At 35.3% G+C, this 25,536-nt stretch carries 18 protein-coding genes; 12 read left to right on the top strand and 6 right to left on the bottom strand.

Going from position 1 to position 25,536, the window contains the following annotated elements; genetic code table 11:
- The first annotated feature begins 47 nt into the window (after positions 1–47).
- The 4 genes from FBT53_RS13955 to FBT53_RS13940 all read left to right on the top strand — a co-directional run bounded on the left by FBT53_RS13955 (position 48) and on the right by FBT53_RS13940 (position 7,524).
- Positions 48–4,478: a translocation/assembly module TamB domain-containing protein gene (locus FBT53_RS13955; protein ID WP_136951809.1), complete on the top strand. Its 4,431-nt coding sequence runs from the start codon at positions 48–50 to the stop codon at positions 4,476–4,478.
- A 133-nt stretch (positions 4,479–4,611) separates the two neighbouring features.
- Positions 4,612–5,598: a 6-phosphofructokinase gene (pfkA, locus tag FBT53_RS13950; RefSeq protein WP_136951808.1), complete on the top strand. Its 987-nt coding sequence runs from the start codon at positions 4,612–4,614 to the stop codon at positions 5,596–5,598.
- 15 nt (positions 5,599–5,613) lie between these two features.
- Positions 5,614–6,615 (top strand): type I glyceraldehyde-3-phosphate dehydrogenase, encoded by a 1,002-nt coding sequence (gene gap, locus FBT53_RS13945; protein ID WP_136951807.1) that lies wholly within the window; start codon positions 5,614–5,616, stop codon positions 6,613–6,615.
- 57 nt (positions 6,616–6,672) lie between these two features.
- On the top strand, positions 6,673–7,524 hold the full coding sequence (locus tag FBT53_RS13940; RefSeq protein WP_136951806.1) for an N-acetylglucosamine kinase: 852 nt from the start codon (positions 6,673–6,675) through the stop codon (positions 7,522–7,524).
- On the opposite strand, the gene FBT53_RS13935 is transcribed toward FBT53_RS13940, so the two are convergent.
- Both FBT53_RS13935 and FBT53_RS13930 read right to left on the bottom strand, forming a co-directional pair.
- Complete coding sequence (locus FBT53_RS13935; protein WP_136951805.1) at positions 7,517–7,897, bottom strand: RidA family protein; 381 nt, start codon at positions 7,895–7,897, stop codon at positions 7,517–7,519. The two genes, FBT53_RS13940 and FBT53_RS13935, sit on opposite strands and share 8 nt — an antisense overlap.
- Before the next feature lie 87 nt (positions 7,898–7,984).
- Positions 7,985–10,708 (bottom strand): putative LPS assembly protein LptD, encoded by a 2,724-nt coding sequence (locus FBT53_RS13930; protein ID WP_136951804.1) that lies wholly within the window; start codon positions 10,706–10,708, stop codon positions 7,985–7,987.
- 131 nt (positions 10,709–10,839) lie between these two features.
- Here FBT53_RS13930 and FBT53_RS13925 point away from each other — a divergent pair, with 131 nt between their 5' ends.
- The 8 genes from FBT53_RS13925 (at position 10,840) to FBT53_RS13890 (ending at position 21,186) form a co-directional block, all read left to right on the top strand.
- Positions 10,840–12,072: an N-acetylmuramoyl-L-alanine amidase gene (locus tag FBT53_RS13925; RefSeq protein WP_136951803.1), complete on the top strand. Its 1,233-nt coding sequence runs from the start codon at positions 10,840–10,842 to the stop codon at positions 12,070–12,072.
- 53 nt (positions 12,073–12,125) lie between these two features.
- On the top strand, positions 12,126–13,097 hold the full coding sequence (locus FBT53_RS13920) for an MlaD family protein (RefSeq protein ID WP_136951802.1): 972 nt from the start codon (positions 12,126–12,128) through the stop codon (positions 13,095–13,097).
- A gap of 3 nt (positions 13,098–13,100) precedes the next feature.
- Positions 13,101–14,429: a 4Fe-4S dicluster domain-containing protein gene (locus FBT53_RS13915; RefSeq protein ID WP_136951801.1), complete on the top strand. Its 1,329-nt coding sequence runs from the start codon at positions 13,101–13,103 to the stop codon at positions 14,427–14,429.
- Positions 14,430–14,439: 10 nt separating this feature from the next.
- On the top strand, positions 14,440–15,225 hold the full coding sequence (locus FBT53_RS13910) for a (Fe-S)-binding protein (protein WP_136951800.1): 786 nt from the start codon (positions 14,440–14,442) through the stop codon (positions 15,223–15,225).
- A 1-nt stretch (position 15,226) separates the two neighbouring features.
- Positions 15,227–15,709: an ABC transporter ATPase gene (locus tag FBT53_RS13905; RefSeq protein WP_136951799.1), complete on the top strand. Its 483-nt coding sequence runs from the start codon at positions 15,227–15,229 to the stop codon at positions 15,707–15,709.
- Between the two features lie 99 nt (positions 15,710–15,808).
- A complete protein-coding gene (locus FBT53_RS13900; RefSeq protein ID WP_136951798.1) occupies positions 15,809–18,724 on the top strand; it encodes a glycoside hydrolase family 3 N-terminal domain-containing protein in 2,916 nt (971 codons plus the stop codon).
- 28 nt (positions 18,725–18,752) lie between these two features.
- Positions 18,753–19,895: an N-acetyl-alpha-D-glucosaminyl L-malate synthase BshA gene (gene bshA / locus FBT53_RS13895; RefSeq protein ID WP_136951797.1), complete on the top strand. Its 1,143-nt coding sequence runs from the start codon at positions 18,753–18,755 to the stop codon at positions 19,893–19,895.
- 100 nt (positions 19,896–19,995) lie between these two features.
- Entirely contained in the window at positions 19,996–21,186 is a 1,191-nt protein-coding gene (locus tag FBT53_RS13890; protein ID WP_136951796.1) for an OmpA family protein, read from the top strand.
- A gap of 49 nt (positions 21,187–21,235) precedes the next feature.
- Here FBT53_RS13890 and FBT53_RS13885 read toward each other — a convergent pair whose 3' ends face one another.
- The 4 genes from FBT53_RS13885 to murJ form a co-directional block, all read right to left on the bottom strand.
- Positions 21,236–22,381: a glycosyltransferase gene (locus FBT53_RS13885; protein ID WP_136951795.1), complete on the bottom strand. Its 1,146-nt coding sequence runs from the start codon at positions 22,379–22,381 to the stop codon at positions 21,236–21,238.
- Between the two features lie 5 nt (positions 22,382–22,386).
- Positions 22,387–23,499, bottom strand: a complete 1,113-nt coding sequence (locus FBT53_RS13880; RefSeq protein ID WP_136951794.1) for a glycosyltransferase — start codon at positions 23,497–23,499, stop codon at positions 22,387–22,389.
- 12 nt (positions 23,500–23,511) lie between these two features.
- Positions 23,512–24,093, bottom strand: coding sequence for a serine O-acetyltransferase (locus FBT53_RS13875; protein ID WP_136951793.1), 582 nt, complete (start codon positions 24,091–24,093; stop codon positions 23,512–23,514).
- 92 nt (positions 24,094–24,185) lie between these two features.
- The gene (gene murJ, locus FBT53_RS13870; protein ID WP_136951792.1) at positions 24,186–25,535 is read right to left on the bottom strand and encodes a murein biosynthesis integral membrane protein MurJ; all 1,350 of its coding nucleotides are present in this window, start codon (positions 25,533–25,535) and stop codon (positions 24,186–24,188) included.
- Position 25,536: the final 1 nt, after the last annotated feature.

The raw sequence follows: 25,536 nt of genomic DNA, 5'->3' as shown, positions 1-25,536 counted from the left end.
GCTTAGGACCTATCAAAAAACTTAGAAAAATACTTATCCGACTTTTATTGGTCATCTTATTGGTGGGGGTACTAACTACCGTAGTGTTTTCTTTGCCGATAGTACAAACCAAATTAGCCCAATATGCTACTGAGCAAATTAATAAAGAGTTTGGAACCAATATTAACATAGATAAACTTAAGTTTTCTCCCTTTACTCTAAACGCAGCACTCAAAGGAGTGTATGTAGAAGATTATAAAAAAGACACCTTAATACACGTAAAAGAACTTTCTACATCTGTGCTTAGCGCCCGTAATCTATTTAAAAGCAGATTAGAGTTTGGAACTATAGATGTAGATGGGCTTTATTTTAAAATGCATACTTATGAGGGAGAATCTAAAACCAATCTAGATGTATTTGTAGAAAAGTTAGATGATGGTAAACCAAGACCTCCTGGCACACCACCCTTTTATATGTCTGCAGAAGCTATCAATTTGCAAAATAGTAGGTATAAGTTGGTAAATGATAATTTAGAACAAAAAGGTATTTTAAATTTTTTTAATCTAAACCTGGCGGCTACAGCATTTCAAATTCTAGGGCCAGAGGTAGATGTTGCCATTGGCGATTTGAATTTTGATACAGAGAAAGGAATCCGCATGCAACAAATGCAAACCAATTTTAGGTATACTAAAGAACGGATGCAATTTGATTCACTATTGATTAAAACTCCGGAGTCTGATTTACATGGAGAATTGGCTTTTATTTATAAAAGAGAAGATTTTCAGGATTTTATAAACAAAGTACAGTTAGCGGCATCTTTTAATGAATCTACCGTTGCTTTTAACGAGCTTAATCGGTATTTTAATGAATTTGGGCAAAATAAGACAGCCACCTTCACGGCAAATTTTGATGGCGTATTAAATGAGCTTGGTGTAAATGATTTATTATTGTTTTCTGATAATACAGGCATTAGAGGAGATTTTGTCTTTAAAAATATGTTTAACGACATGGAGCCCTTTAAGATGACCGCTAAGATGGATGATGTAAGCTCTAGTTATTATCAATTACGTGCTTTGCTGCCAAAAATTCTGGGAGAGACCATACCTTCTTCATTTCAAAAATTTGGTCAATTTACTGTACGGGGTAATGCAGAGGTAACAGAAACTTCTGTAGATGCACAAATAAACCTTACCACAGCTATTGGTAGTAGTTATTCAGATTTACAGATGACCAATATAGACCAGATAGATGATGCTAGTTATCGTGGGTTTATTTCTTTAATAGATTTTGATTTGGGTTCTTTTTTAGAAAATCCATCACTAGGTAAAACTTCCTTAGATGTAAACGTAGAAGGTCGTGGCTTTACTGCAGATTATTTAAATACAGAGGCTATAGGAGAAATATATAGTATCGTCTTTAACAATTACGAGTACAACAACATTAAAATGTCTGGTATTTTTAAAGAAGAACTTTTTGATGGTAGTTTGGTGGGTAAAGATGAGAACCTGCAGTTTAGCTTTAAAGGGTTGGCAGATTTAAGTGAGGAGCAAAACAATTTTAATTTTATTGCCGCTGTTGACTACGCGGATTTTAAAAAACTGAACTTTATTAAGGATAGCGTATCTATTTTTAAGGGAGAAGTAAACATGGATATTACGGGGAACGACTTAGATAACTTGATAGGTGATATTAAATTTAGAAGTACTAGCTATCAAAATGCTAATGACACCTATTATTTTGATGATTTTGCTATCTCGTCATCCAAAGATTCTGAAGGCATCCGAAACATAGAGATAGAATCGCCAGATATTATCACAGGTTATATGCGGGGCGATTTTAAAATTAAAGAGTTAGGTAAGCTGGTACAGAATTCTGTTGGTAGCATCTACACTAATTACAAACCGTTTGAGATTTCTGAAGGTCAAAAAATAGATTTTAACTTTAGAATTTATAATAAAATTGTTGATGTTTTTTTTCCAGAAGTGGCGTTTGGTCCGGATACTTATATCAGAGGAAAAATCGTTGCCGATGAAGGCGATTTTAAACTAACATTTAAATCTCCATTTATAGAGGCTTATAAAAACGAGTTGACCAATGTGGAACTTAAGATTGATAATAAAAATCCACTGTACAATACATTCTTAGCGGTAGATGATTTGGCTACTAATTATTATGACATTAAAGATTTTAGTTTAATCAACACAACTTTAAAAGATACTTTGTTTTTTAGAACAGAGTTTAAAGGTGGCAGTGAATATAATGATAGTTATAACCTTAATTTTTATCACACATTTAACAAGGAGAATAAATCTGTAATAGGTCTAAAAACGTCAGATGTTAGCTTTAAGGGTAATAAATGGATTCTAAATAAAGAGGGGAATCAAAAAAATAAAGTCATTGTAAATAATTCTTTGGATAGTATTCAGATTCAAGAGATTGTAATGAATAATAACAATGATGAACAAATTAGATTGCGTGGAGAACTTGCGGATTCTACCTACAAAGATTTAGAGTTGCAGTTTAAAATAGTGTCTCTAAATAAAATTACGCCCAATATTGATAGTTTGCGTTTAGATGGCAAAGTCAATGGCTTTCTAAATATTCTACAGAAGAACAACAAGTATTTACCATCTTCGAGTATGGAAATTCAAGATTTTGCCGTAAATAATTATGTGCTAGGAGATGTGGATTTGGTTATTTTTGGGAATAATAATCTAACAGAATTTGGGGTTAATTCTTGGATAAACAAGGATGGACAAGAGGTTTTAGGGATTAATGGAAAATTGTTCAATTCTAAAAAAGAAACCACGCTAGAACTTTTAGCCTCCCTTAACAATTTTGATTTAAAACCATTTGCTCCTTTGGGCGAAGATGTTATCAGTAATATTAGAGGAGAAGTCAGTGGAGATGCTCGCATAACAGGGAATATTAATAACCCAGATATTAATGGTTTATTAACCCTAACGGATGCTGGGTTAGGGGTAAAAGAATTGAATGTAGATTATAATTTTGCACCGCTTTCTAGGGTACGGCTGTTTAACCAATCCTTTGCTTTTGAAGATATACAATTAACAGATGTAGCGGAGAACACAAAAGGCACACTAAATGGTACAATTAGCCATAAAGAATTTGCAGATTGGACTTTAGACCTAAACGTGGATACCAATGGTGACCGCTTACTGATTCTAAATACAGATTTTGAAGAAGACGCCTTGTATTACGGTACGGGTTTTGTAAATGGTAAAGGAAGTATTTACGGTCCAACCAATGCCTTAAATATTGAGTTTGATGGCGCTACCGCAAGAGGAACTGTTTTAAAAATTCCGTTGAGTGATGTCACAAGTGTTGGGGATTATTCCTTTATCAATTTTATAGAAGAAAATAATGGTAAACGGGTAGAGCAAGATAAGGCTATAAGTGATTTTCAGGGTATAGAAATGATGTTTGATTTGGCAGTGACACCAGATGCGGAAGTTGAAATTATTGTAGACCAACAAAATGGAAGTTTGCTAAGAGGTACAGGAGAAGGTCTTTTACTGATGGAGATTAACACCAATGGTAAATTTAATATGTATGGGGAATTTGTTGTGGTTACAGGTGAATATCATTACAAATATGGCGGTCTCATAGATAAACGTTTTAGTGTGAAGCCTGGTGGGACCATTAGGTGGGAACAAGATCCCTTAGCTGCTGTATTGAGTTTAGAGGCTATTTATGCGTTAAATGCCAATCCAGCTCCTTTATTAGATGGAGCAGGGTATACACGTAACATACCTACGGAAGTTTTGGTGAGCCTAACGGGCGAGTTGGAGAATCCGAATATTGACTTTAATATTGATTTTCCCGGGACCAACTCCGTAGTAAAATCGGAATTGGAATATAAGTTGCAGGATCCAACAATTGAACGTAACAATGCTTTTTCTTTAATGGCACAAGGTTCTTTTGTGAACGAAAGTTTTGGCATAAATCAGCAAGCAGTAACAGGGAATCTAATACAGACAGCTTCGGGTATCTTAAATTCTGTTTTAGGGAGTAGTAATGATAAACTAAATTTTGGTTTGTCTTACGAGCAAGGTTATCAAGATATTAATGCGGGTATAGACACAGAAGACAGGATAGGGCTATCTGTAACTACAAAAATATCTGACCGTGTGTTGGTTAATGGTAAAGTTGGGGTGCCTGTAAGCGGCGTTTCAGAAACTGTAGTTGCTGGTAATGTGGAAGTCCAGTTCTTGTTAAATGAAGAAGGAACCCTTAGTGCTAAGATATTTAACAGGGAAAACGAGATTTATCAGTTTCTATCAGATGTACAGGGCTATACACAGGGAGTTGGCTTGTCTTATCAGGTTGATTTTAATACGTTTAGAGAATTAATGCAAAAAATATTTCAGAAAAAACCAGAAGAAGCACCACAACCAGAACAACCAAATCAAGAAGGAACTTTGGGAGAAAATGGACTCATCAAATTCCGAACAAAATCGGCTGTTTCCAATAAATAATTCATAATAATTTTAAGAAAATGTGATTAATTTTCAACGAAATCGTTTGAAAAACATATTCTTGATAATTTAGGGTGGTTAGTCCTTTTTTACTTTATTGAAGTTTGCTAGTTTTGGTCTTTCAATTTTTAAAATGGCCGATAAAATCAACAAAATCGCTGTGCTTACTTCTGGTGGTGATTCCCCAGGTATGAATGCAGCAATCCGCTCCGTTGTAAGAACCTGCGCCTTCATGAAATTGGAATGCGTTGCAATTTACAGGGGGTATCAAGGAATGATAGAAGGGGATTTCAAAGAAATGAATGCCCGTAGTGTAAATAACATAATTAATAAAGGAGGAACTATCCTTAAATCTGCACGTTGTGAGGAGTTCCGTACCCCAGAGGGTAGAAAAAAAGCGCACGCCCAACTTATGAAAAACAACATAGATGCTGTTGTGGTTATTGGGGGTAATGGAAGCTTTACTGGCGCGCTAAAACTTAACGACGAATTTAATTTTCCGGTGATTGGTATTCCTGGAACCATTGATAATGATATTCTAGGAACTACATATACACTGGGCTTTGATACTGCTATTAATACCGTTGTAGAAGCTATAGATAAGATTAGAGACACTGCAAGTAGCCATAATCGCTTATTCTTTGTAGAAGTAATGGGTAGAGACGTGGGTCACATAGCCTTAAATGCTGGTGTAGGTGCTGGAGCAGAAGAAATCTTAATTCCTGAACAAAACTTAGGTTTAGAGCGTTTGTTAGAATCGCTTAAGCGTAGTAAGGCTTCTGGTAAATCTTCTAGTATTGTAATTGTTGCAGAAGGTGATAAGACAGGTAAAAATGTTTTTGAGCTTAAGGAGTATGTAGAAGAGCATTTACCTATTTATGATGTACGTGTTTCTGTATTAGGCCACATGCAGCGTGGTGGTAATCCTACCTGTTTTGATAGGGTTTTGGCAAGTAGAATGGGGGTAAAGGCAGTAGAATCTCTTGTGGAAGGTAAAACCAATTATATGGTAGGTATCCGTGATAATAAGTTAATTTTAACTCCTATCAGCGAAGCAATTAAAGCACATACGGCAATAGACGAGGAACTTATACGAGTTTCTGATATAATGACAACATAATATAAATACATAAACATGGCAAAAGTTAAAATTGGTATAAACGGATTTGGTAGAATCGGTAGATTAGTTTTTAGAGCTACCGTTAAAAGAGGTGACATACAGGTTGTTGCAATCAACGATTTGTTAGATGTAGAGCACCTAGCCTATTTGTTGAAATATGACTCTGTTCACGGTAAATTTGACGGTGAAGTAGAAGTTAAAGATGGGAACTTAATTGTAAACGGTAATACAATCAGAATTACAGCAGAGAAAGATCCTAAAGGGTTAAAGTGGGACGAGGCTGGTGCAGAAGTTGTTGCAGAATGTACAGGTATCTTTACCACCTTAGAAACTGCACAATACCATATAGATGGTGGTGCAAAAAAAGTAGTGATTTCTGCGCCTTCTAAAGATGCTCCAATGTTTGTAATGGGGGTTAACCATAAAGAGGTAAAAGCATCAGATAAGATTGTTTCTAATGCATCTTGTACTACAAACTGTTTAGCACCTTTAGCTAAGGTTGTAAATGATAACTTTGGTATAGAAGAGGCATTGATGACTACTGTACACGCTACTACTGCTACGCAATTAACGGTAGATGGTCCTTCTAGAAAAGACTATAGAGGTGGTCGTTCTGCGTTGTTAAATATTATACCTGCTTCTACAGGCGCAGCAAAAGCGGTAGGTAAAGTAATTCCAGAATTAGATGGAAAGCTTACGGGTATGGCATTTAGGGTGCCAACGGCAGACGTTTCTGTAGTAGATTTAACCGTTAAAACGGTAAAAGAAACCTCTTACGAAGAAATTAAAAAGGCTTTTAAAGCAGCTTCTGAAGGAGAACTTAAAGGTATTTTAGGATATACAGAAGAAGATGTAGTGTCTCAAGATTTTGTTTCAGATATTCACACGAGTACGTTTGATGCTGGTGCGGGTATTGAGCTGAATTCAAAATTCTTCAAGTTGATTTCTTGGTACGACAACGAAGCTGGTTTCTCTAACAAGATGTGCGATTTAATGTTGCACGTAAACAGTTTATAAATTTAAACCTATTCCTAAAAACGGATTTTATCCGTTTTTAGGAATACTTTTTCTCATATGATACTAATTGTAGATAGTGGTGCAACCAAATCTGATTGGATTGCATTGGATAGCAATGGGGAACAACTGTTCATGACCCAAACATTAGGGCTTAGTCCAGAAGTGTTAACTAGAGAAGTAATTTGGGACCGTTTGGCTAATAATTTTGAATTGGCTAAGAACAGGGATAAGGTTACTCAGTTACATTTTTATGGTGCAGGTTGTGGAACAGAACGTATGAAGACTTTTTTAAGAGATATCTTTAAAGACTTCTTTCCGCAAGCAAAAGCAGATGTAAGAGAAGATACTTATGCAGCTATCTATGCTACTACAAAAATAGGGGAACAGGGTATTGTATGTATTCTAGGTACAGGTTCTAACTGTAGCTATTACGATGGTCACCAACTGTTCCAGAAAGTAACAGCTCTTGGTTATATATTAATGGATGATGGTAGTGGTAACTTTTTTGGCAGAAAGTTGTTGCGAGACTATTATTACCATAAAATGCCGCAAGATTTGGGCATAAAATTCGCTAAAGAATACAATTTAGAGGCGGATCATATTAAAGAGCATTTATACAAACAACCCAATCCAAATACCTACTTAGCAACATTTGCTCGTTTTATCATAGAAAACAAGGAGCACCCTTACTGCAAAGGTGTTATAGATAAAGGACTGCAGCAGTTTGTAAATAACAATATTATGCAGTTTGAGTTGGCTACAAAAGTACCAATCCACTTTGTAGGTAGCATTTCGCACTTTTTAGAAGAAGAATTGACCACTGTTTTAGAGCGAAATGACCTAATTAAAGGCGTCGTTAGAAGACGCCCTATTGATGGTCTGGTGGAATTTCACCGCAGTACTATTTAACAGCAATCAGAGAAATCTCTACATTAACGAACTTGGGTAAGTTCGCTACCTCTACTGTTTCCCTTGCAGGAGCAGTATCTGGATTAAAGTAATTGCCATACACTTCATTAATTTGTGCAAATTGATGCATGTCTTTTATGAATATAGTGGCCTTTACTACATGCTCAAAAGTCATATCTGCAGCAGCAAGAATGGCTTTTAAATTTTCCATAGATTGTTTTGTTTCGGCCTGTATATCACCAGAAATCAATTCTCCAGTTTTAGGGTCAATAGGTATTTGTCCAGAAACGTAAAGCGTGTCTTTAATTAATGTAGCTTGGTTGTAAGGGCCTATAGGTGCAGGGGCATTGGGCGTATTGATAATTTTTTTCATACTTTGTCATGTTGTATATTGCTATTAAAAGTAAGTACAACACATGGTAATAAAAAATTACCAAGTTAATTTTATTGTTGTGGAGTGCTACCTACGTAGCACGCGCTGGCTACGCTTATCATATTTAAGGTCGCTAAGGATAGAGCTGCTAATACCAATAAAGAAATCCCATCGTTCATTACTGCCAAAAGGCACCCAATTAAACCTAAGATCAAAACTTTTTAATTGTCTAGAGAATCTAAATTGTGTTTGAGCAAATCCCTTGCCTACAAAGTCGTATCCAGAAGATACGCCTAAATCCCAGCGGGGAGCCAGCTGTACATTGCCACTAAACATTAAAGACGCAGTGTTAAATTGATTTTGACGGTTTGAGTTTAAGTAACCCGCAGCAAATTGCAAACTAAAATCCCAAGGAATTTTAGTGCCATACACAGGATTTTCTATATCACCATCGGTTTCTTTTTGTTGGTACCTGCTTTGATCAAAACCAGCACCGAATAAATCATCTGTTCTACCACCACTGGCTGCACGGTAGTAATCGCTAGCTTCTTCTGCAGGGTCATCTTCGTCATCTTTTTTTCTATCCTTGCCAAACATATCACTACTTATAGAATAGCGCATATTTAAAGAAGCGCGGGTAAGTCTAAATAAACTACCTCCATTTTTAACGTTTAAGGTATTTATCCTTCTTCCGTTATTATCGATGGTATATGGGTCTAAGCTACCAGAAAAATTTAAGGTCAATTTTTTGTCTAAAAAAGAGGTACCTCCATTAAGACTCACCGGAGCTAATTTTAAACTATCGGCCTCAAAATTATAAGACGTAGAAAAATTTAAATTGCTAAGGATTGGAATTTTCTTGGGCTCTAATTTAGTACTGTCTTTATCTCTTACTTTAGCTTCTAAGGTATTCTGCAAAGAAAAAGTAACAGAGTTTGCTTTATTTAAACTGGGTGCACCATTTAATGTGCCTTCAAATCTACTGTACAATACTTCTTCACCATTATTGTCCGTGTAAGAATCATAAAATTGTTCAAAAGATGGCGTATAGGCCCAACCAATCTGGGGTCTAACTACATGGCGAATGGCTTGTATTTTCTTGTCTTCGCCAAAATTGAAGGTGCCGTATAGTGTAGTTCCTACACTGGCAGATAAACCGTATCTGTTGTAACGGTCAAAACCAGAAATAGTATCCAGAACTACTTCTGTATTACTGTCAGGATTCTCTGGGTCTAAACCTCTTTGGTAGGTTTCTAAAGACCAAACATCTTCATAATTACCACCAACGGTAACGCTAAAGTACTTCGCTACTTTAAAGTTGGTACTTATGGGTAGCGTGTGTCTTGCTCCAACCCGTGCATCATCAAACATTCCTGGTCTAAACATCAAGGAATCTGTTGTCCTAATTCGGTTCTCTGCTCTTACATTGTATTGAAAATTTACATTCTGTATAATCCCTTTTTTTATGCCATCGCGCTTCGCAAAAGGAAAAATACGTTCCATACTTGCTTGTAGGGTGGGTAAGGTTAAATTGACCTCTTGACTTCTGGTATTTTGATTGTGAGATGCCGTTAAATTTACATTTACAGAAGGATATTCTGGAAATGTCTTGCTATAAGTTATGGAAGAGGATAAATTGTTATTTTGAGTATTCTGTATATTGATTTGGTTAAAAGAATTGGTGTAATATTGACTACTACCTAAGTTTACAGAAGCTGAAAATCTGGAATTTGGATTGGCCTTTGCATCTTGTGAATGCGAAATTTGTAAATTGTATAAAGTACTCCGGCTATAATCACTAAACCCCTTTTGACTGGTAATTTGATTCTCAAATCTAAAATTTATATTTCCCCTAAACCGATATCTTTTGGCGTACATGGATTGCATGCGTATGCCATAACTACCATTCGTAAAGAAATCGCCCATCATGCTAATATCTGCATAATCGCTAATAGGCAAGTAATATCCCCCATTTTGTAAAGAGAAACCTCGGTTGGGGTCTTGTGTAAACGTAGGGAAAATTAAACCAGCAGAGCGGCCACTTGTCAAGGGAAAATAAGCAAATGGTAATGCAATTGGTGTGGGTACATCTACCAGATACATGTTACTAAACCCTGCAATTATTTTTTTGCCAGGGACAAACTTTGCTTTACTAATTTTTATATAGTAGTCTGGGTCAACAGTATCTTTAGCGGTTGTCATTTTACCATCTTTTAAAAAGTAAACAGAATCATTTTCTTTTTTAGTGATGGCTGCTAGTACTTTCATAGCATCGCTACCTATAGAACCCAGCCCCGCTTGCTGTTCGGTTCTAGAGTTCCAAATTAATGCTTTTTGGGTGTCAAAATTAAAACGGATAGAATCTGGAATAACTACATTATCTCCTTGCTTAAAATAGGGGTTTTGGGTGTAGACACCTGTGCTATCTTTAATTCTACCAGCATAAACTTCGTTTTTTATGTAATCCATTACAATAATACCAGCTTTTAATTCTGTGTCTTGGTAATAGATTTCAGCCTCATTATAGAGGTATATTTTTTGGTCTTTCTGACTCAGTTTTACATAATCTTTTGCCTTGTACTCAATTACATCTAACAGTAAAGGCTTTTTATTCTTGGTAGAATCTAGGGCAAGCGTATCTACCACCAAAATAGAATCATTTAAAATATTAGGTGGCAATAAGGGGGCGGTAATAGAGTCTTGTGTATTCTTAATTGGTAAGGGTACAATAGGCAATTCCTGAGCCTTTGCAAAGATGCCGACAAACGCAAGCAGAATAAAGAAAAGTAGCGGGTGTTTATTTGTTTGCAAGATGATTAATCCTATTTTTGTCGAAGTTTGGCTTAATTTTTGGAAGTCAAACTTACATATATTTTTTATTCTGATGAGGAGGTGTTACCATAAATTTAACCTCTAAGGGATATTAAAAAACGAGTATTCTTATGAATAGAAACCGGTTAGTTTTTACCATAGTCTTCGGATTTGTTTTATTACTTTTTTCATTCCGCAAAAATAATACCGAAAAACAAAATGGCGATAAGTTTATTATAGTTTTAGATGCGGGGCATGGAGGGCATGACCCTGGCAATCTTGGTAACGGATATTTAGAAAAAAATATAGCTTTAGATATTGTGTTAGAAACTGGGCGCATTCTCTCTCAGCATCCAGATATAAAGGTAATTTACACTAGGAAAGATGATACCTTTGTTAATTTATATGAACGAGGACAAATTGCAAATAGGGCAAATGCAGATTTATTTGTTTCTGTACATTGTGATTCTCATACATCAGACGCCCATGGTGCAGGTACCTTTGTCTTAGGATTGCATGCCAACAAGCAGAATTTTGAGGTAGCTAAAAAGGAGAACTCCGTAATCTATCTAGAAGATAATTATGAGCAAACCTATGATAAATACGATATTAATTCTCCCGAGTCTGTTATAGGTATGACTGTGATGCAAGAAGAATTTTTAGAACAAAGCATCGCGTTAGCTAAACTTTTACAAGACAATTTTGTAAATCAATTAAAACGTAAAGACAGAAAGGTGAAACAAGCTGGTTTTATTGTTTTGCACCAGACATTTATGCCAAGTGTTTTAGTAGAAACTGGATTTCTGACTAATAAAAGTGAAGGAGCTTTTTTAAATAGTGATAAGGGTAAAAAGTTGATGGGTAGTGCTATAGCTAAAGCCGTATTAAATTATAAAAATGGTGTGGATAGTAGTTTAGAAGAGGTTACCCCCATAATAGAACAACCTATAGAAAAAGCTAATGAGGAAATTGTAACAAGTACAAAACAACCAGAGGTTAATGAAATTACCCCGCCTAAAAAAGAAGTGGTGCCAACACCAAAGGAGCCAGAAGCGGTTGTAGATCAACCAAAGGCAACGGAAGAAGTTGCTGTAGAAGGGGTGACTTTTAAAGTGCAATTAATGGCCAGTTCTAAGGTAATTCCTCTAAAAGCCGAGAATTTTAAAGGTTTATCAGAATTATCTAAGGAACCAGTTAAAAACATGTATCGTTATATGTATGGTAGTACACCTTCTTACTTAAAGGCTAAATTGTTGAAATCCAATGCGGATGCTAAAGGCTACACCACATCTTATATTGTAGCTTATAAGAATGGTACACGTATAACCATGGCAGAAGCGTTAAAAACTGTGTCAAAAGAGTAGGTTATCCTTAAAAATTTATTGCTAATTTTGTTTAGAACCGAAAAAGATATCTTTTGAAATTATCTAGGGAAGTAAAGACGGGTATTTTAGTCCTTTTAGGAATTCTTGCCGTTGTAATGGGGTTTAGCTACTTAAAATCCTCCTCAGTTTTTGATAATTCGCGCACTTTTTACGCCGTTTATGACCATGTAGGCGGTTTACAAAATGGAACCCAAGTTATGCTTAATGGCTTGGTAGTGGGTAGTGTTACCGATATTAAGTTTAAAGACGAAAGCGGTAAATTATTGGTAACCTTTAATGTTAACAATGATTTTGACTTCTCTAACAATAGTAAAGTAGAACTTTTTGATACGGGTATTATAGGCGGTAAAGGCTTACAAATTATACCCGCTTTTGATAATGCTCCACGCGCCAAATCTGGAGATACTTTAAACGCAGCCTCTAAACCTGGTTTAACAGAATTAGTACAGCAAAAATTAACACCCTTACAGATGAAGGTAGAAGGAGCGGTCTCTGGAGCGGATTCTCTACTTACTAATATTAATGAAATTTTAGATGACCCTACCAAAAAACAATTGCAGCAAACTATTGTGGGTTTAAACCAATTGGTAGCATCTTTCCAAGGTAGTGCCAACAAATTAGATCAACTGCTAGACCAAAATAAAGGGCAGTTAGATAATTCTATTAAAAATATAGACCACATAACTAGCAACTTTTCCAAATTATCAGACTCACTTTCTAATGCAGGATTAGCAAAAACTGTTAAAGAATTGCAAAATACTGTCAAAAATTTAAATATATTGCTGGCCAATATTGAAAATGGAGAAGGAACTCTAGGCAAAATGGCAAAAAATGATGAGTTGTACAATAACTTATCTGATGCCTCTAGAGAACTGGACTTATTATTGCAGGATTTTCGTCTGAATCCAAAACGATATGTAAATGTATCCGTTTTTGGAAAAAAGCAAAAAGAGTACGAGTTGCCAGAAGATGATCCTGCTGCAGAGAAGAAGAAGATTAACTAAACTATGCAGTACATACCTAATATTTTATTTGCCTTGGCCCTTGGTTTTGGGGTCTGGTTTTTCTACAACAATGTTCGTAAATTAATTAGAAACATTAAACTTGGTCACGATGCTGATGTAAGCGGAGATTCCGCGCAGCGTTGGAAGAACATGGCTCGGATAGCTTTAGGCCAAACCAAAATGGTGGTAAGACCAATAGCTGGTATTCTACACATAATTGTTTATGTAGGCTTTATTATCATTAATATAGAAGTTTTAGAAATCATCCTAGATGGTTTACTAGGTACACACAGGCTATTTGCTTTTTTGGGTGGTGCTTATGACTTTTTAATCGGGTCTTTTGAGATTTTAGCCTTTTTAGTAATTGTTGCGGTTGTAATTTTTTGGCTAAGACGAAACGTAATTCGCTTAAAAAGATTTTTAAAGCCAGAAATGGAAGGTTGGCCAAAAAAGGATGGTAACCTTATTCTATACATAGAATTGGTGTTAATGGTACTATTCTTAACCATGAATGGTGCAGACTACCAATTACAACAAATGGGAGCTGAACATTATGTTGAAGCTGGTTCATTTCCAATAAGTCAATTTTTAGCGCCTATATTTCAAGGAATGTCAGAAGGTACGCTAATAGCTATAGAACGTGGCGCTTGGTGGATACATATCCTAGGAATATTATTCTTTCTAAATTACCTTTATTATTCCAAGCATTTACACATTTTATTAGCCTTTCCAAATACTTTTTATGGTAGAGTAAAGCCACAAGGTCAGTTTGATAATTTAGAAGCAGTAACCAAGGAGGTAAAGTTAATGATGGATCCAAACGCAGACCCATTTGCAACAGATGCTGGTGGTGACGATGCTGCTGAGCCTGGTAAATTTGGTGCCTCTGACGTGATGGATTTAAATTGGGTGCAATTAATGAACGCGTACACTTGTACGGAGTGTGGAAGGTGCACATCAGAATGCCCGGCAAATCAAACCGGAAAAAAATTAAGCCCAAGAAAAATAATGATGGATACCCGTGACCGTCTAGAAGAGGTGGGTAAAAATATAGATGCTAACAAAGGAACCCTTGTGCCAGATGGTAAACAATTGTTAGATGATTACATTACTAGAGAAGAACTTTGGGCATGTACTACGTGTAATGCCTGTGTACAAGCCTGTCCGGTAAGTATTGACCCGTTATCTATTATTGTAGAAATGCGCAGGTATCTGGTAATGGAACAATCTGCCGCACCTACGGAGCTGAATAATATGATGTCTAATATCGAGAACAACGGAGCTCCTTGGCCTTACAATCAAATGGACCGTTTAAATTGGGTAAACGAATAAATGTAGTATTATGAGTGAGCAGCTTAAGGTAAAAACCATGGAACAATTCATGGCTGAAGGTAAACAGCCAGAGATTTTATTTTGGGTAGGTTCCGCCGGTAGTTATGATGATAGAGCCAAAAAAATAACAAGAGCATTTGTTAAGTTATTAAATAAAGCCGAGGTAGATTTCGCCGTTTTGGGCCCAGAAGAAAGTTCTACAGGAGATGTAGCTAAGCGTGCAGGAAACGAATTTTTGTTTCAAATGCAAGCCATGATGAATATCGAAATATTAAATGGGTACGAGATAAAGCGAATTGTCACCTGTGATCCACATTCTTACAATACCTTTAAAAATGAATATCCTAGTCTGGGTGGGAAGTATGATGTTATCCATCACACGCAGTACCTAAAAGAGTTGATAGATAAAGGCCGTTTAACCATAACGGGGCAAGAATACAAAGGAAAACGTATTACTTTTCATGATCCTTGTTACTTAGGTAGGGCCAATCAAGTTTTTGATGCACCAAGAAGTGTATTAGGAAAAACCAACGCAGAGTTGGTAGAGATGAAGCGCAATAAAAATGGTGCTTTATGTTGTGGTGCTGGTGGTGCACAAATGTTCAAAGAACCAGAAAAAGGGGATATGGATATTAATGTGATGCGTACTAAGGATGCTTTAGAAACAAATCCTAATATTATTGCAACAGGTTGTCCTTATTGTAATACTATGATGACAGACGGTATTAAAGCACATGAAAAAGAAGACAGTGTTACGGTTTTAGACGTTGCAGAACTTTTAGCCAATTCGCTTTAGTATGTTAGTAGATTTTGAATCTTTGCCAGATGAGGCGCGAGTGTGGATTTATCAATGTAACCGGACGATAACAGACAACGAACTTTCTGAAATAAAGGCTAAAACCGAAGCTTTTTTAACGCAATGGACTGCACATGGTGCCGAATTGAAAGCTGGATTTACCATGCCTTATAATAGATTTATTGTTATTGGCCTTGACCAAGCCGCTAATGCTGCTTCTGGTTGTTCTATTGATGCATCTGTGCATTTTATACAAGCTTTAGAAAAAGAATATCAAATAGATTTGCTAGATAAGATGAACGTTTCTTACAAGCAAGGAGAATACATAGCCTACAAACCCTTAGCAGATTTTAGAAAAATGGCGAAGCAAAAAGCGGTTTCTAAAAATATGGTAGTATTTAACAATTTAGTGGCTACAAAGGCGGAATTTCTAGAACATTGGGAAGTGCCTGCATCAGAAAGTTGGCATGCACGTTTTATGTAGTATGCATTAATTTTTCATAAATTTTATCAGTTTTTCCTTAGTTTCATCGGTGAAATACAATAATTTTAATCGCTTTAAGTTCATTTCTTAAGACGATTTATGAAGCAGATTCTAGTATTTTATACCCTAACCCTTTTATATACTTACATTTCTTTTGCCCAAATAGACCCACTGTCGGCTAAAGATACGTTGGCACAAAAAGCATGGGTTAATACCAAGTATAATGCCATGAGTTTAGAAGAGCGCATAGGGCAGCTATTTATGGTTAGTGTAGCTTCTGACCAAAACAAGACCTCTACGGATAAAATAAAGCAACAGATAGAACAATATCATATTGGAGGTGTTATATTTTCTAAAGGAGGACCGGTACAACAAGCCATTCTTACCAATCAATATCAAGCAGCTTCTAATTTACCGCTACTCATTGGCCAAGATGCAGAGTGGGGTTTAGCTATGCGTTTAGATTCTACATTTGCGTACCCTTGGAATATGACCTTAGGTGCCATACAAAAAGATGATATAGTAGCCCAGGTAGGGAAGCATATTGGGGAACATGCCAAACGTTTAGGGGTGCACATTAATTTTGCTCCCGATTTAGATGTTAATATCAATCCTAAAAACCCCATCATAGGTAATCGTTCTTTTGGGGAACATCGGGTAAATGTAGTACGTAAGGCAGTTGCATTTACCAAAGGAATGGAGTCTGCAGGTGTACTGGCATCTGGCAAGCATTTTCCTGGTCACGGCGATACAGCTACAGATTCGCATAAATCACTTCCTTTCCTTGATTTTAGTAAAGAGCGTTTGGATAGTATTGAGTTGTATCCTTTTAAAAAAATGATAGATACTGGCATCAGCTCTATCATGGTTGCACACTTAAACATTCCAGCATTAGAACCGAAAAAGGGACTACCTTCTTCCTTGTCAAAAAAAATAATTAAAGAATACCTTAAGGGAACATTGCAATATAAAGGTTTGGTGTTTACAGATGCTTTGAATATGAAAGCGGTCTCTGAATTTGCACCTAAAGGCGAGGTAGAATTAAGTGCTTTTTTAGCTGGTAACGATATGCTTTTAATGCCGGTAGATGTGGCAAGTGCTCATGCTAAAATGGTGGAAGCTTACCATTCTGGTCGTATTTCTGAAGCGCGATTGGAAAGTTCTGTAAAAAAAATATTAAAAGCGAAGTATAAGGTAGGGTTAAATACGTATCGTCCTGTGGTTGTAGCAGGGTTAGTCAATGATTTGCATACCATTGAGGATGATTTGCTTTACGAGAACGCGATAGAAAACGCCATTACGGTAGTAAAAAACAACTTTTCCATACTACCAGTTCGCCGATTGGATAATAAAAAAATTGCTTATGTTAAATTTGGTGATGCATCTGGAGATACGTTTTTAAATACCTTAAAAACATATGTAGACGTAGATGTGATACAAGCCAAAGATATTGCGGAATATAGAGAGCAACTACGTAATTATAATTTAGTAGTAATAGGCTTTCATAAAAGTAATGCGAGTCCATGGAAAGCGCATAAGTTCTCTGAAAACGAGAAGTATTGGGTTCAAGAAATAGCCAGAATGCGTTCAAATAATACCATATTGAGTGTTTTTACCAAGCCCTATGCACTTTTAGATATCCAAGATTGGTCTGCCATGGATGGTATTGTCATGGCCTATCAAAATAGTGCAATAGCTCAAGAAAAGGCGGCGGAAGTAATTTTTGGTGCTATTGGTGCCAAAGGCAAATTACCGGTAACAGCTCACCCTTCGTTTAAGGTAGGGACAGGCATAAATACAAAACCTATTGCTAGATTAGGTTTTAGTATGCCGGAAAGAGTAGGTTTTGACCGTACCAAACTAAAAGAAGTGGATAAGTTGGTACAGGCAGGTTTAGACTCGTTAATGTATCCTGGAGCACAAGTGTTGATTGCTAGAAAAGGAAAAGTAATTTATAATAAAAGCTTTGGCAAACCCATTTATGAAACCAATGATAGTATTACCAATAACCATTTGTTTGATTTGGCTTCCGTAACTAAAATACTAGGCACACTGCCTTTGGTTATGAAAATGGAAGAAGAAGGTAAAATTGAATTGGATAATACTTTTCAAGAATTAATACCTGCCTATAAAGAATCTGAATTAAAAGATGTTACCGTTCTAAAGGCGTTATCCCATTACGGTAGATTACCGGCATGGATAGCGTTCTATGTAAGTACATTGGATGATAACAGAAAACCTTCGGACTTTTTTTATAGAAGGGAACCTTCCCCAGACTATTCTACCAAAGTTTTTGATGGTATGTATTTGTCTAATGCGTATAAGGATTCCATTTACAACAGAATCGGTAGACAAGAATTAAAAAGTAATAAATACCGGTATAGTGACGTAGCTTATTACGTGATGAAACATTACATAGAGAACACTTATGGCGAGCGGTTAGATGCACTTCTAAATCGGTTTTTACTAAAACCTATAGGAGCAACACACACCGCCTATAACCCTATAGAACAGTTTCCTAGAGCTCAAATAGTACCGACAGAAGAAGACAATTACTACAGGTTTAAAAGAGTACAAGGCTATGTACACGATATGGGAGCGGCCATGCAAGGTGGTGTAGGTGGCCATGCAGGTTTATTTAGCAATGCTTTAGATGTGGCTAAGATTATGCAAATGTATTTGCAAGGCGGATACTACGGTGGTCATCGGTTTTTTAATGAGCGAACAGTAAAGAAATTTAATACCTGCTATTTCTGTGATGAAGATGTAAGAAGAGGAGTAGGGTTTGATAAACCACAATTAAAAAATAGTGGTCCTACCTGCGGATGTGTTTCTAGAGAAAGTTTTGGACATAGCGGATTTACAGGTACTTATACATGGGCAGATCCAGAAGAAGAACTCGTTTATGTCTTTCTGTCTAATAGAACCTACCCAACAATGACCAATAATCTATTGGTAAAATCTGGCTTGCGAACGCGTATACAGCAAGCTATTTATGATTCTCTTATCAATTAGGTTATAAATAAAGACCTACATTTAACCCATGAAAATTGCAATAGTATGTTACCCTACTTTTGGGGGTAGTGGTGTAGTAGCCACGGAACTGGGCATAGCCTTGGCAGAAAGAGGACACGAGGTTCATTTTATCACCTATCAGCAACCCGTGCGTTTAGGACTTTTAAATAATAATATTCATTTTCATGAAGTTCACGTTCCCAAATATCCTTTGTTTCAATACCAACCGTACGAACTTGCTTTATCTAGCAAGTTGGTAGATACTATTAAACAATACGGAATAGAGCTTTTGCACGTGCACTACGCAATTCCACATGCATATGCTGGGTATATGGCAAAAAAAATGCTGAAAGAAGAGGATATTTATATTCCAATGATAACCACTTTGCATGGTACTGATATTACTTTAGTTGGTAAGCATCCGTTTTATAAAACCGCAGTTACCTTTAGTATCAATAAATCTGATGTAGTAACCTCTGTATCTGAGGATTTAAAGCAAAAAACTTTAGCAATTTTTGATGTAGAAAGCGATATTGAAGTAATTCCAAATTTCATCGATTCTAGCAAATACCATAATGGTTTTACAGATTGCCAACGGAGTTTAATGGCTAAGGACGATGAAAAAATAATCACCCACATTAGTAACTTTAGAGAGGTAAAACGTATACCAGATGTGGTAGATATATTTTACCGAGTACAGCAAAAATTGCCTGCCAAACTCATAATGGTAGGGGAAGGGCCAGCTAAGGAAAAAGCAGAACGCCAGTGCGAAAGATTGGGGATAGAGGACAAAGTATTGTTTTTAGGGAACAGCAATGAGATTGATAGAATTCTTTGTTTCTCAGACTTGTTTTTGCTTCCTTCAGAAACGGAAAGCTTTGGTTTAGCAGCTTTAGAAGCAATGGCTAATAAAGTGGCGGTTGTATCTAGCAACACAGGTGGTATTCCAGAAGTGAATGAACACGGTGTAACCGGGTTTTTAAGTGATGTAGGGAACGTAGAAGAAATGGCAAAGAATGCCCTTTATATTTTAGAAGACGATGCGCGTTTAGAAGAATTTAAAGAGAATGCTTTTAAAGTTTCTAAAAAGTTTCAAATACAGAATATATTACCGTTGTATGAGGAAGTTTACGAAAAAGCGTATAAGTCACGCTACCGCAATTCGTACTAAAACAAGCAGATAGTCGATAGAAAGCAAGATTTAAAGGGAAATTTTATCCAGTTTGTTTAAAAAAATTAGATTTGCAGCGTAATCCCCAAGTTACACTATGATGAAAAATGTAAAAAATATAAGTCTTGCTTTAGTAATGGTAATGGTATCCACTTGTTTTGTGCAAGCACAAGAAGAAATACCTGTTCTTACCAAAAAAGATACTATCGTTTTAAGTTCTTGGATTGTTGGCGTTGGAATGAATGCTGTAGATGATGCTGGGTCCGAATTCAGTGATGTACTTAATTTTTCTGATAACTGGAATGTGGTACCACACCCGTCTCGTTTAAGTATTGGAAGATACTTCAAAAATGGTTTAGGATTAGAGGCTATTGGTAGTTATAATAAATATCAAGAAGGCAAAGTAGTTGATGGGTTGGTAGTTACGGAAGAATCAGATTATTATGCGGTTGACTTTAGAGTTAATTACGACTTGAATAAGATATTAGGAGAAACGGGTTTTTTTGACCCCTATGTTGGCATTGGCGCTGGTTATACAGAAGCTAATAACCAAGGTAGAGGAACGTACAACGCCAATGTAGGTTTCAGAACTTGGATTTCAGATAACTGGGGACTAGATTTTAGTTCTACTGGTAAATGGACCATGAATAAAGAAAATTCTACCAATCATATTCAACATGCAGCCGGAGTAGTTTATCGTTTTGGAATAGAAAAAGGTTTATCTCTTAAAGGAGAAGAGAAATTGGCCTTCATTAATGAAATGCAAGCGGAGCAACAGCGCCTTAATGATAGTATTGCTGCAGCAGAAAAAGCGAAGAGAGAAGCTAGAGAATTAGCAGAGCGTTTAAAAAGAGAAGAAGAACAAGCAAAACTTGCAGCTGCAGAAAAGGCAAAGCAAGATGCCTTACAAGCTAAAAAAGATGCTTTGCGTAATGCAATTGATGATTTAGGATTGGTCTATTTTAATTTGAATTCTTCCTATCTAAATAGCGAGTCTAAAAGAACTTTAGATAAGTTAGTGGTGCTATTAAAAGAAAATCCTTCTTTGGTGCTAGAGGTGAGTTCGTATACCGATGCTCGCGGAACAGATACCTATAATCAATGGTTGTCAGAACGGAGAGTTAAACGTACTACAGATTACTTATTGGCTCAAGGTGTATCAAAAGCCAGTTTAAAAACGCAAGCGTTTGGAGAAAGCCAATTGACTAATGAATGTGCTGATGGCGTGTATTGTCCAGAAAGTAAACACAGAGAAAACAGACGTTCAGAATTTAAGATATTGGAGTTTTAAATACTAAAACTTTATAACTAAAAAGGGCTTGGTATTTACCAAGCCCTTTTTAGTTAAGAATAGTCTTTTCATACAACTTTAGGATTGTTTCTTTTTCAAAATCTGTGATTCGTCTTTTTAAAAGTGGCTTTCTTTTAACCAAATAATCTGGTGAATCTAGAACATAATGTATTGCCTTCTGCATCAAAATTACATCTTCTATTGGAGTAAGAATACCATAATCTGTGAACATAATATCATCTGTTTTTGCCTCTTTTAATTCTAGCATTTCATCAGGCCCAGATTTGCAATTGGTACTAATAATTGGTAGTCCACAACACATGGCTTCTAATAATACGTTTGGAAATCCTTCATTTAAAGAACCAAATAAAAAGAAATCTGCAGCCTTTAGATATTGAAAAGGATTGGATTCAAATCCCATTAGAAACACCCGATTTTCCAAACCTAGATTCTTTATTTTTTCCTCCAAAGAACCTCTTAGTTCCCCTTCACCAAAAATGTATAACCGCAAATTTTTAAAAGGTTCTATAGCGTCTAATAAAAAAGTATGGTTTTTTTCTTTTACCAATCGCCCTATACTTACCGCATTAACGTAAGCCGTATTAAAAAAATCGGATTTTGGTTCTATTGCACTGATTCTATCTATAGCAATAGGGTTGTATATGGTGGCTGTTTTGCTTGAATTAACACCAAAATTTTCCACCAAATCTTGGGCACTAGCCTTGGCATTGCTTATCACCAAATCGGATTTAGGATAGAGCCATTTTACTAATCTTCTATTAATACGGGCTTGCGCACTAGAACCACGATATTGCATGCTAGGGTAGTTGCGTTCGCTTATGATTAGTTTGTAGTTATGGTTGGTAAACCATCTGGCCATAATATTTACATAACATGGTCTAGTTAAAAGACTAAAAGAGTGTGTTATTTGTTCTTTTTTTAAAAACTTTGCATAGCGGTAAGCTAAAAATGGAAGGTTCAATAATTTTAATAGTCCATTTTGTTTTTCTTTCTTGGAGCTTAAATAAATAATGGGTATGTCTTCTGGCAATGTATATGCTATAGTAGCGTTGTTGAGTACTACATAAACCTTTTGTTTTTTATGCAAATAAGGAGCTAAATAGGAAACCACACGTTCTGCACCACCACCAGCGAGTGAGTTTATGTAGATAGATATTTTAAGGTCAGTTTGCATTTCGTTTATGCTTTAGTACAAACTTTAATAAATAAGTCTTCGTAATTTTTGATGATAGCTTTGGCGTTATATTTATGTTTAACGTAGTTGCTTACTTTCAATGGTGTAAATTCATTAAGTTTATTTGATAATTCAGTTAATTTAATTACAAAATCCTGCTCAGTTTCAGCTATAAAACCATTTTCATTAATTTGTATAATTTCATTAATACCTCCAGGCGCATTGTAAACCACTGCTGGGGTACCAATTGCAATACTTTCAATTAAGGCATTAGGAAACCCTTCTACAAAGGAGCCTTGTAAATAAATATGACTCTTAGATAAATGCTTATATACCTCAGTAGTTTTTTGAATAAAGGTAACTTGTTCAGTCAGATTTAAACTTTTTACCAAATTTTTAATATTTTCCTTTTCAATACCATCACCGATAATGGTGTAATGAAAAGGAAAAGTTATTTTGGCTAGAGATGATAAAATTCTTTTGTGTCCTTTTTGTTCTACCAATCTACCTACAGTTATAAGCTGTATAGGTTTTACTTGAGGTATACTGTTTTTAGTTTTTATTTCTGATGCTACAGGGTTATTTATCGTAACCAACTTTTTGCCATTGTATTTGGGATTTAATTGTAAATCAATCCGCATATCATCAGATTGGCAAATAAAATAGTTAATTTTTCTATGAGCAAAATTAGAAACCCATTTGTTAATCCTGTGTAAAGGTTTTTCATCCCATTTATTAAATTTTTCCGCACTACTTAATACAAAAGTTTCTCTAGCGATGTTAGTTGTATTTGGAAATAAATAGGACACTAAAGCTAAGTTGTAATTTAGATGAGTTAGAGAACTTAATACAATATCTGGCCTAAGTTTCCAAAACAGTATAAATAGCTTGAAAAGCGATTTTTTTACCCGATAACTATTTAAATAGACTACTTTGACATTCTTAGGATTATAAAAATTATCCTTTTCGTAACCAATAACAGCTAAAGTGATATCAAATAATTTAGGATTTAAATGATGCGATAGGAAAAGCATCACCCTTTCAGCACCGCCTGCTCCCAAAGTAGGAATACAAATTAAAACTCTAATTCTTTTGGTGATAAGTTCCTCTTGACGCAAAAGATAACTTTTTTAAATATGTTTAATAATTCTTTTTATATCAATCGCTTTAATCTTTTTGGCAGGTGAACCGGCAATGAGTACACCATCTTCGTCAAAAGACTTATTTACTGAAGAATTGGCTGCAATAGCGCAATTATTTCCAATTTTAATGTCGCCATATATTTTTACACCTGGTGCTATGTAAACATTATCTCCTATTTTAGGAGCGTTTGGGTTACCACCAGAGGCGCCAATATTAACACAAACTTCCATTCTACAGTTTTTACCAACACTAGCTTTACTGTTCACTACAATAGTTCCATAATGTAAAATACAAAGACCAGGACCAAATACGTTAGGGGGTATTGAATAACCTAATTTTTGGGATAGCTTATTAAACCTTCTTCTGTAAAATATTAAGTAAAGCTTCCAAAAAAAACCATTCTTACAGTTTAAAAGAAATTCGAGTTTTCTTAACATTTTCTGGAATCTCCAGGTAGGATTAGGTATTAATACCTGTTTAATTTTATCCTTAAAACTATCATACTTTTCATTTCTGGCTAAGGCATCTTGTTTTATGTAATTTAAGTAAGCTTGTTTACTATCAATCATGTATTACAGTATAAATCGAAGAAAATACAGGTTGTATTTAATAACGTTAAAATGTTTTTGTTCTTATATTCTTAATCTAATCCTACTTCAACTTAATCGTTTCTTTTATTGATTTTGATAATGTATAGGAAAATTAAAACTGAATTACTTAAATATATTAAAGCCGTAGCTAATGCTATCCCTTTGATTCCGAAAAATTTAATGAAAATGTAATTAAAGATGATATTTAATAAAAGACTAACGAATGAAGAAATTACAAGAAAATTATTTTTATTAATAGCTGTTAGATATTTATTCATAATAATAGCAGCTAAATAAAATGGAAGTTGTAACAAATACATTTGTTGAATTACATATACTTGCTCGGTATCTGTGGCAGTAAAAGTACCTCTCTCAAACACTAAAGTGATAATAAATTTTGACGCTATTACTAAGACTATAGTAACAATACTCATAGCGCCAAAAGTGGTTCTTAAAATTTTTTTTAAATAAATATAAAGTTGAGAATTACCATCAATAGCTTTTTTAGAAAAATAGGGTAATAAGGTGTTGCCAATGACAACACTTGCTAGGGATAATGTTACTACGGGGATTTTACTACCATAATTTAGAGCAGCAATTGCACCTGTAGCTAATTGTGCAGAGAAATACTGATCTACAATAGGGGTAAGTCCCATAATTAGAGCAGAAGACATTTTTGCAGGTATTTGCTTTAAAAGCAATTTTATATTTGAGCTTTTAAAATCTGGAGATGCAATTGTTATTATTTTTTTAGAAAATCCTACAATTATTAGATAAAGAGAACTAAATACACTACCTATAAGCATAGCATATGCTAAAGTTAGTTCCTTAAAAATTGAATAGCAGCTTAATAGTAAAACTACTGTTACTATAGGTACAAATATGGCATTAAGGGAAGAGTATAAAAACTCATTCTCTACCATTAATAAACCTATAATTAATGAGTTAATACCCCATAAAAAAATACAAGGCAAAATAATCCATAATTGTTTTTTAATTAGAGAATAGTAAATATTGCTATTCCCAGGAAAGAGTATTTCTAAATAATAATCTATAAACAAATAAGTGCAAATAATAATAACGATGGTAATACCACTTGTGATTATAAAACTAGTTGCCTGAAAACGCTTTGCCTTTAAAACATCTTTTTTTTCAGATACATAGTTGGGTATAAAGACACTACCGTAAGAATTGATAAAAACGTTTTGTATAAACGTAGGAATGAGAATGGCGATTAAAAAAGTGTCTAAAACCTCTGAGATACCATACGCTTCTGCTATAGCAATTTCTTTGTAAAAAGTTACACCTTTTACTATTACCGTGACTATAGCCACTGTAATCATGTTAGATAACAGCTGCCCTTTACTTTTTAACCATAAAGCTTTTAAAATTCCAACAAACCTTTTTATAAAGGACGACATG

It is taken from the genome of Flavobacterium sp. ASW18X, assembly GCF_005144745.1.
Classification (GTDB): Bacteria; Bacteroidota; Bacteroidia; order Flavobacteriales; family Flavobacteriaceae; genus Croceivirga.
Note: the sequence above shows the minus strand (reverse complement) of the source record. Positions and strands in the feature narration are given on the sequence as shown.

Coding starts and splice junctions, on each gene's coding strand:
- pfkA (WP_136951808.1), top strand. CDS start 4,612: ATGGCCGATAAAATCAACAAAATCGCTGTGCTTACTTCTGGTGGTGAT.
- gap (WP_136951807.1), top strand. CDS start 5,614: ATGGCAAAAGTTAAAATTGGTATAAACGGATTTGGTAGAATCGGTAGA.
- FBT53_RS13940 (WP_136951806.1), top strand. CDS start 6,673: ATGATACTAATTGTAGATAGTGGTGCAACCAAATCTGATTGGATTGCA.
- FBT53_RS13935 (WP_136951805.1), bottom strand. CDS start 7,897: ATGAAAAAAATTATCAATACGCCCAATGCCCCTGCACCTATAGGCCCT.
- FBT53_RS13925 (WP_136951803.1), top strand. CDS start 10,840: ATGAATAGAAACCGGTTAGTTTTTACCATAGTCTTCGGATTTGTTTTA.
- FBT53_RS13915 (WP_136951801.1), top strand. CDS start 13,101: ATGCAGTACATACCTAATATTTTATTTGCCTTGGCCCTTGGTTTTGGG.
- FBT53_RS13910 (WP_136951800.1), top strand. CDS start 14,440: ATGAGTGAGCAGCTTAAGGTAAAAACCATGGAACAATTCATGGCTGAA.
- FBT53_RS13905 (WP_136951799.1), top strand. CDS start 15,227: ATGTTAGTAGATTTTGAATCTTTGCCAGATGAGGCGCGAGTGTGGATT.
- FBT53_RS13900 (WP_136951798.1), top strand. CDS start 15,809: ATGAAGCAGATTCTAGTATTTTATACCCTAACCCTTTTATATACTTAC.
- bshA (WP_136951797.1), top strand. CDS start 18,753: ATGAAAATTGCAATAGTATGTTACCCTACTTTTGGGGGTAGTGGTGTA.
- FBT53_RS13890 (WP_136951796.1), top strand. CDS start 19,996: ATGAAAAATGTAAAAAATATAAGTCTTGCTTTAGTAATGGTAATGGTA.
- FBT53_RS13885 (WP_136951795.1), bottom strand. CDS start 22,381: ATGCAAACTGACCTTAAAATATCTATCTACATAAACTCACTCGCTGGT.
- FBT53_RS13875 (WP_136951793.1), bottom strand. CDS start 24,093: ATGATTGATAGTAAACAAGCTTACTTAAATTACATAAAACAAGATGCC.
- murJ (WP_136951792.1), bottom strand. CDS start 25,535: ATGTCGTCCTTTATAAAAAGGTTTGTTGGAATTTTAAAAGCTTTATGG.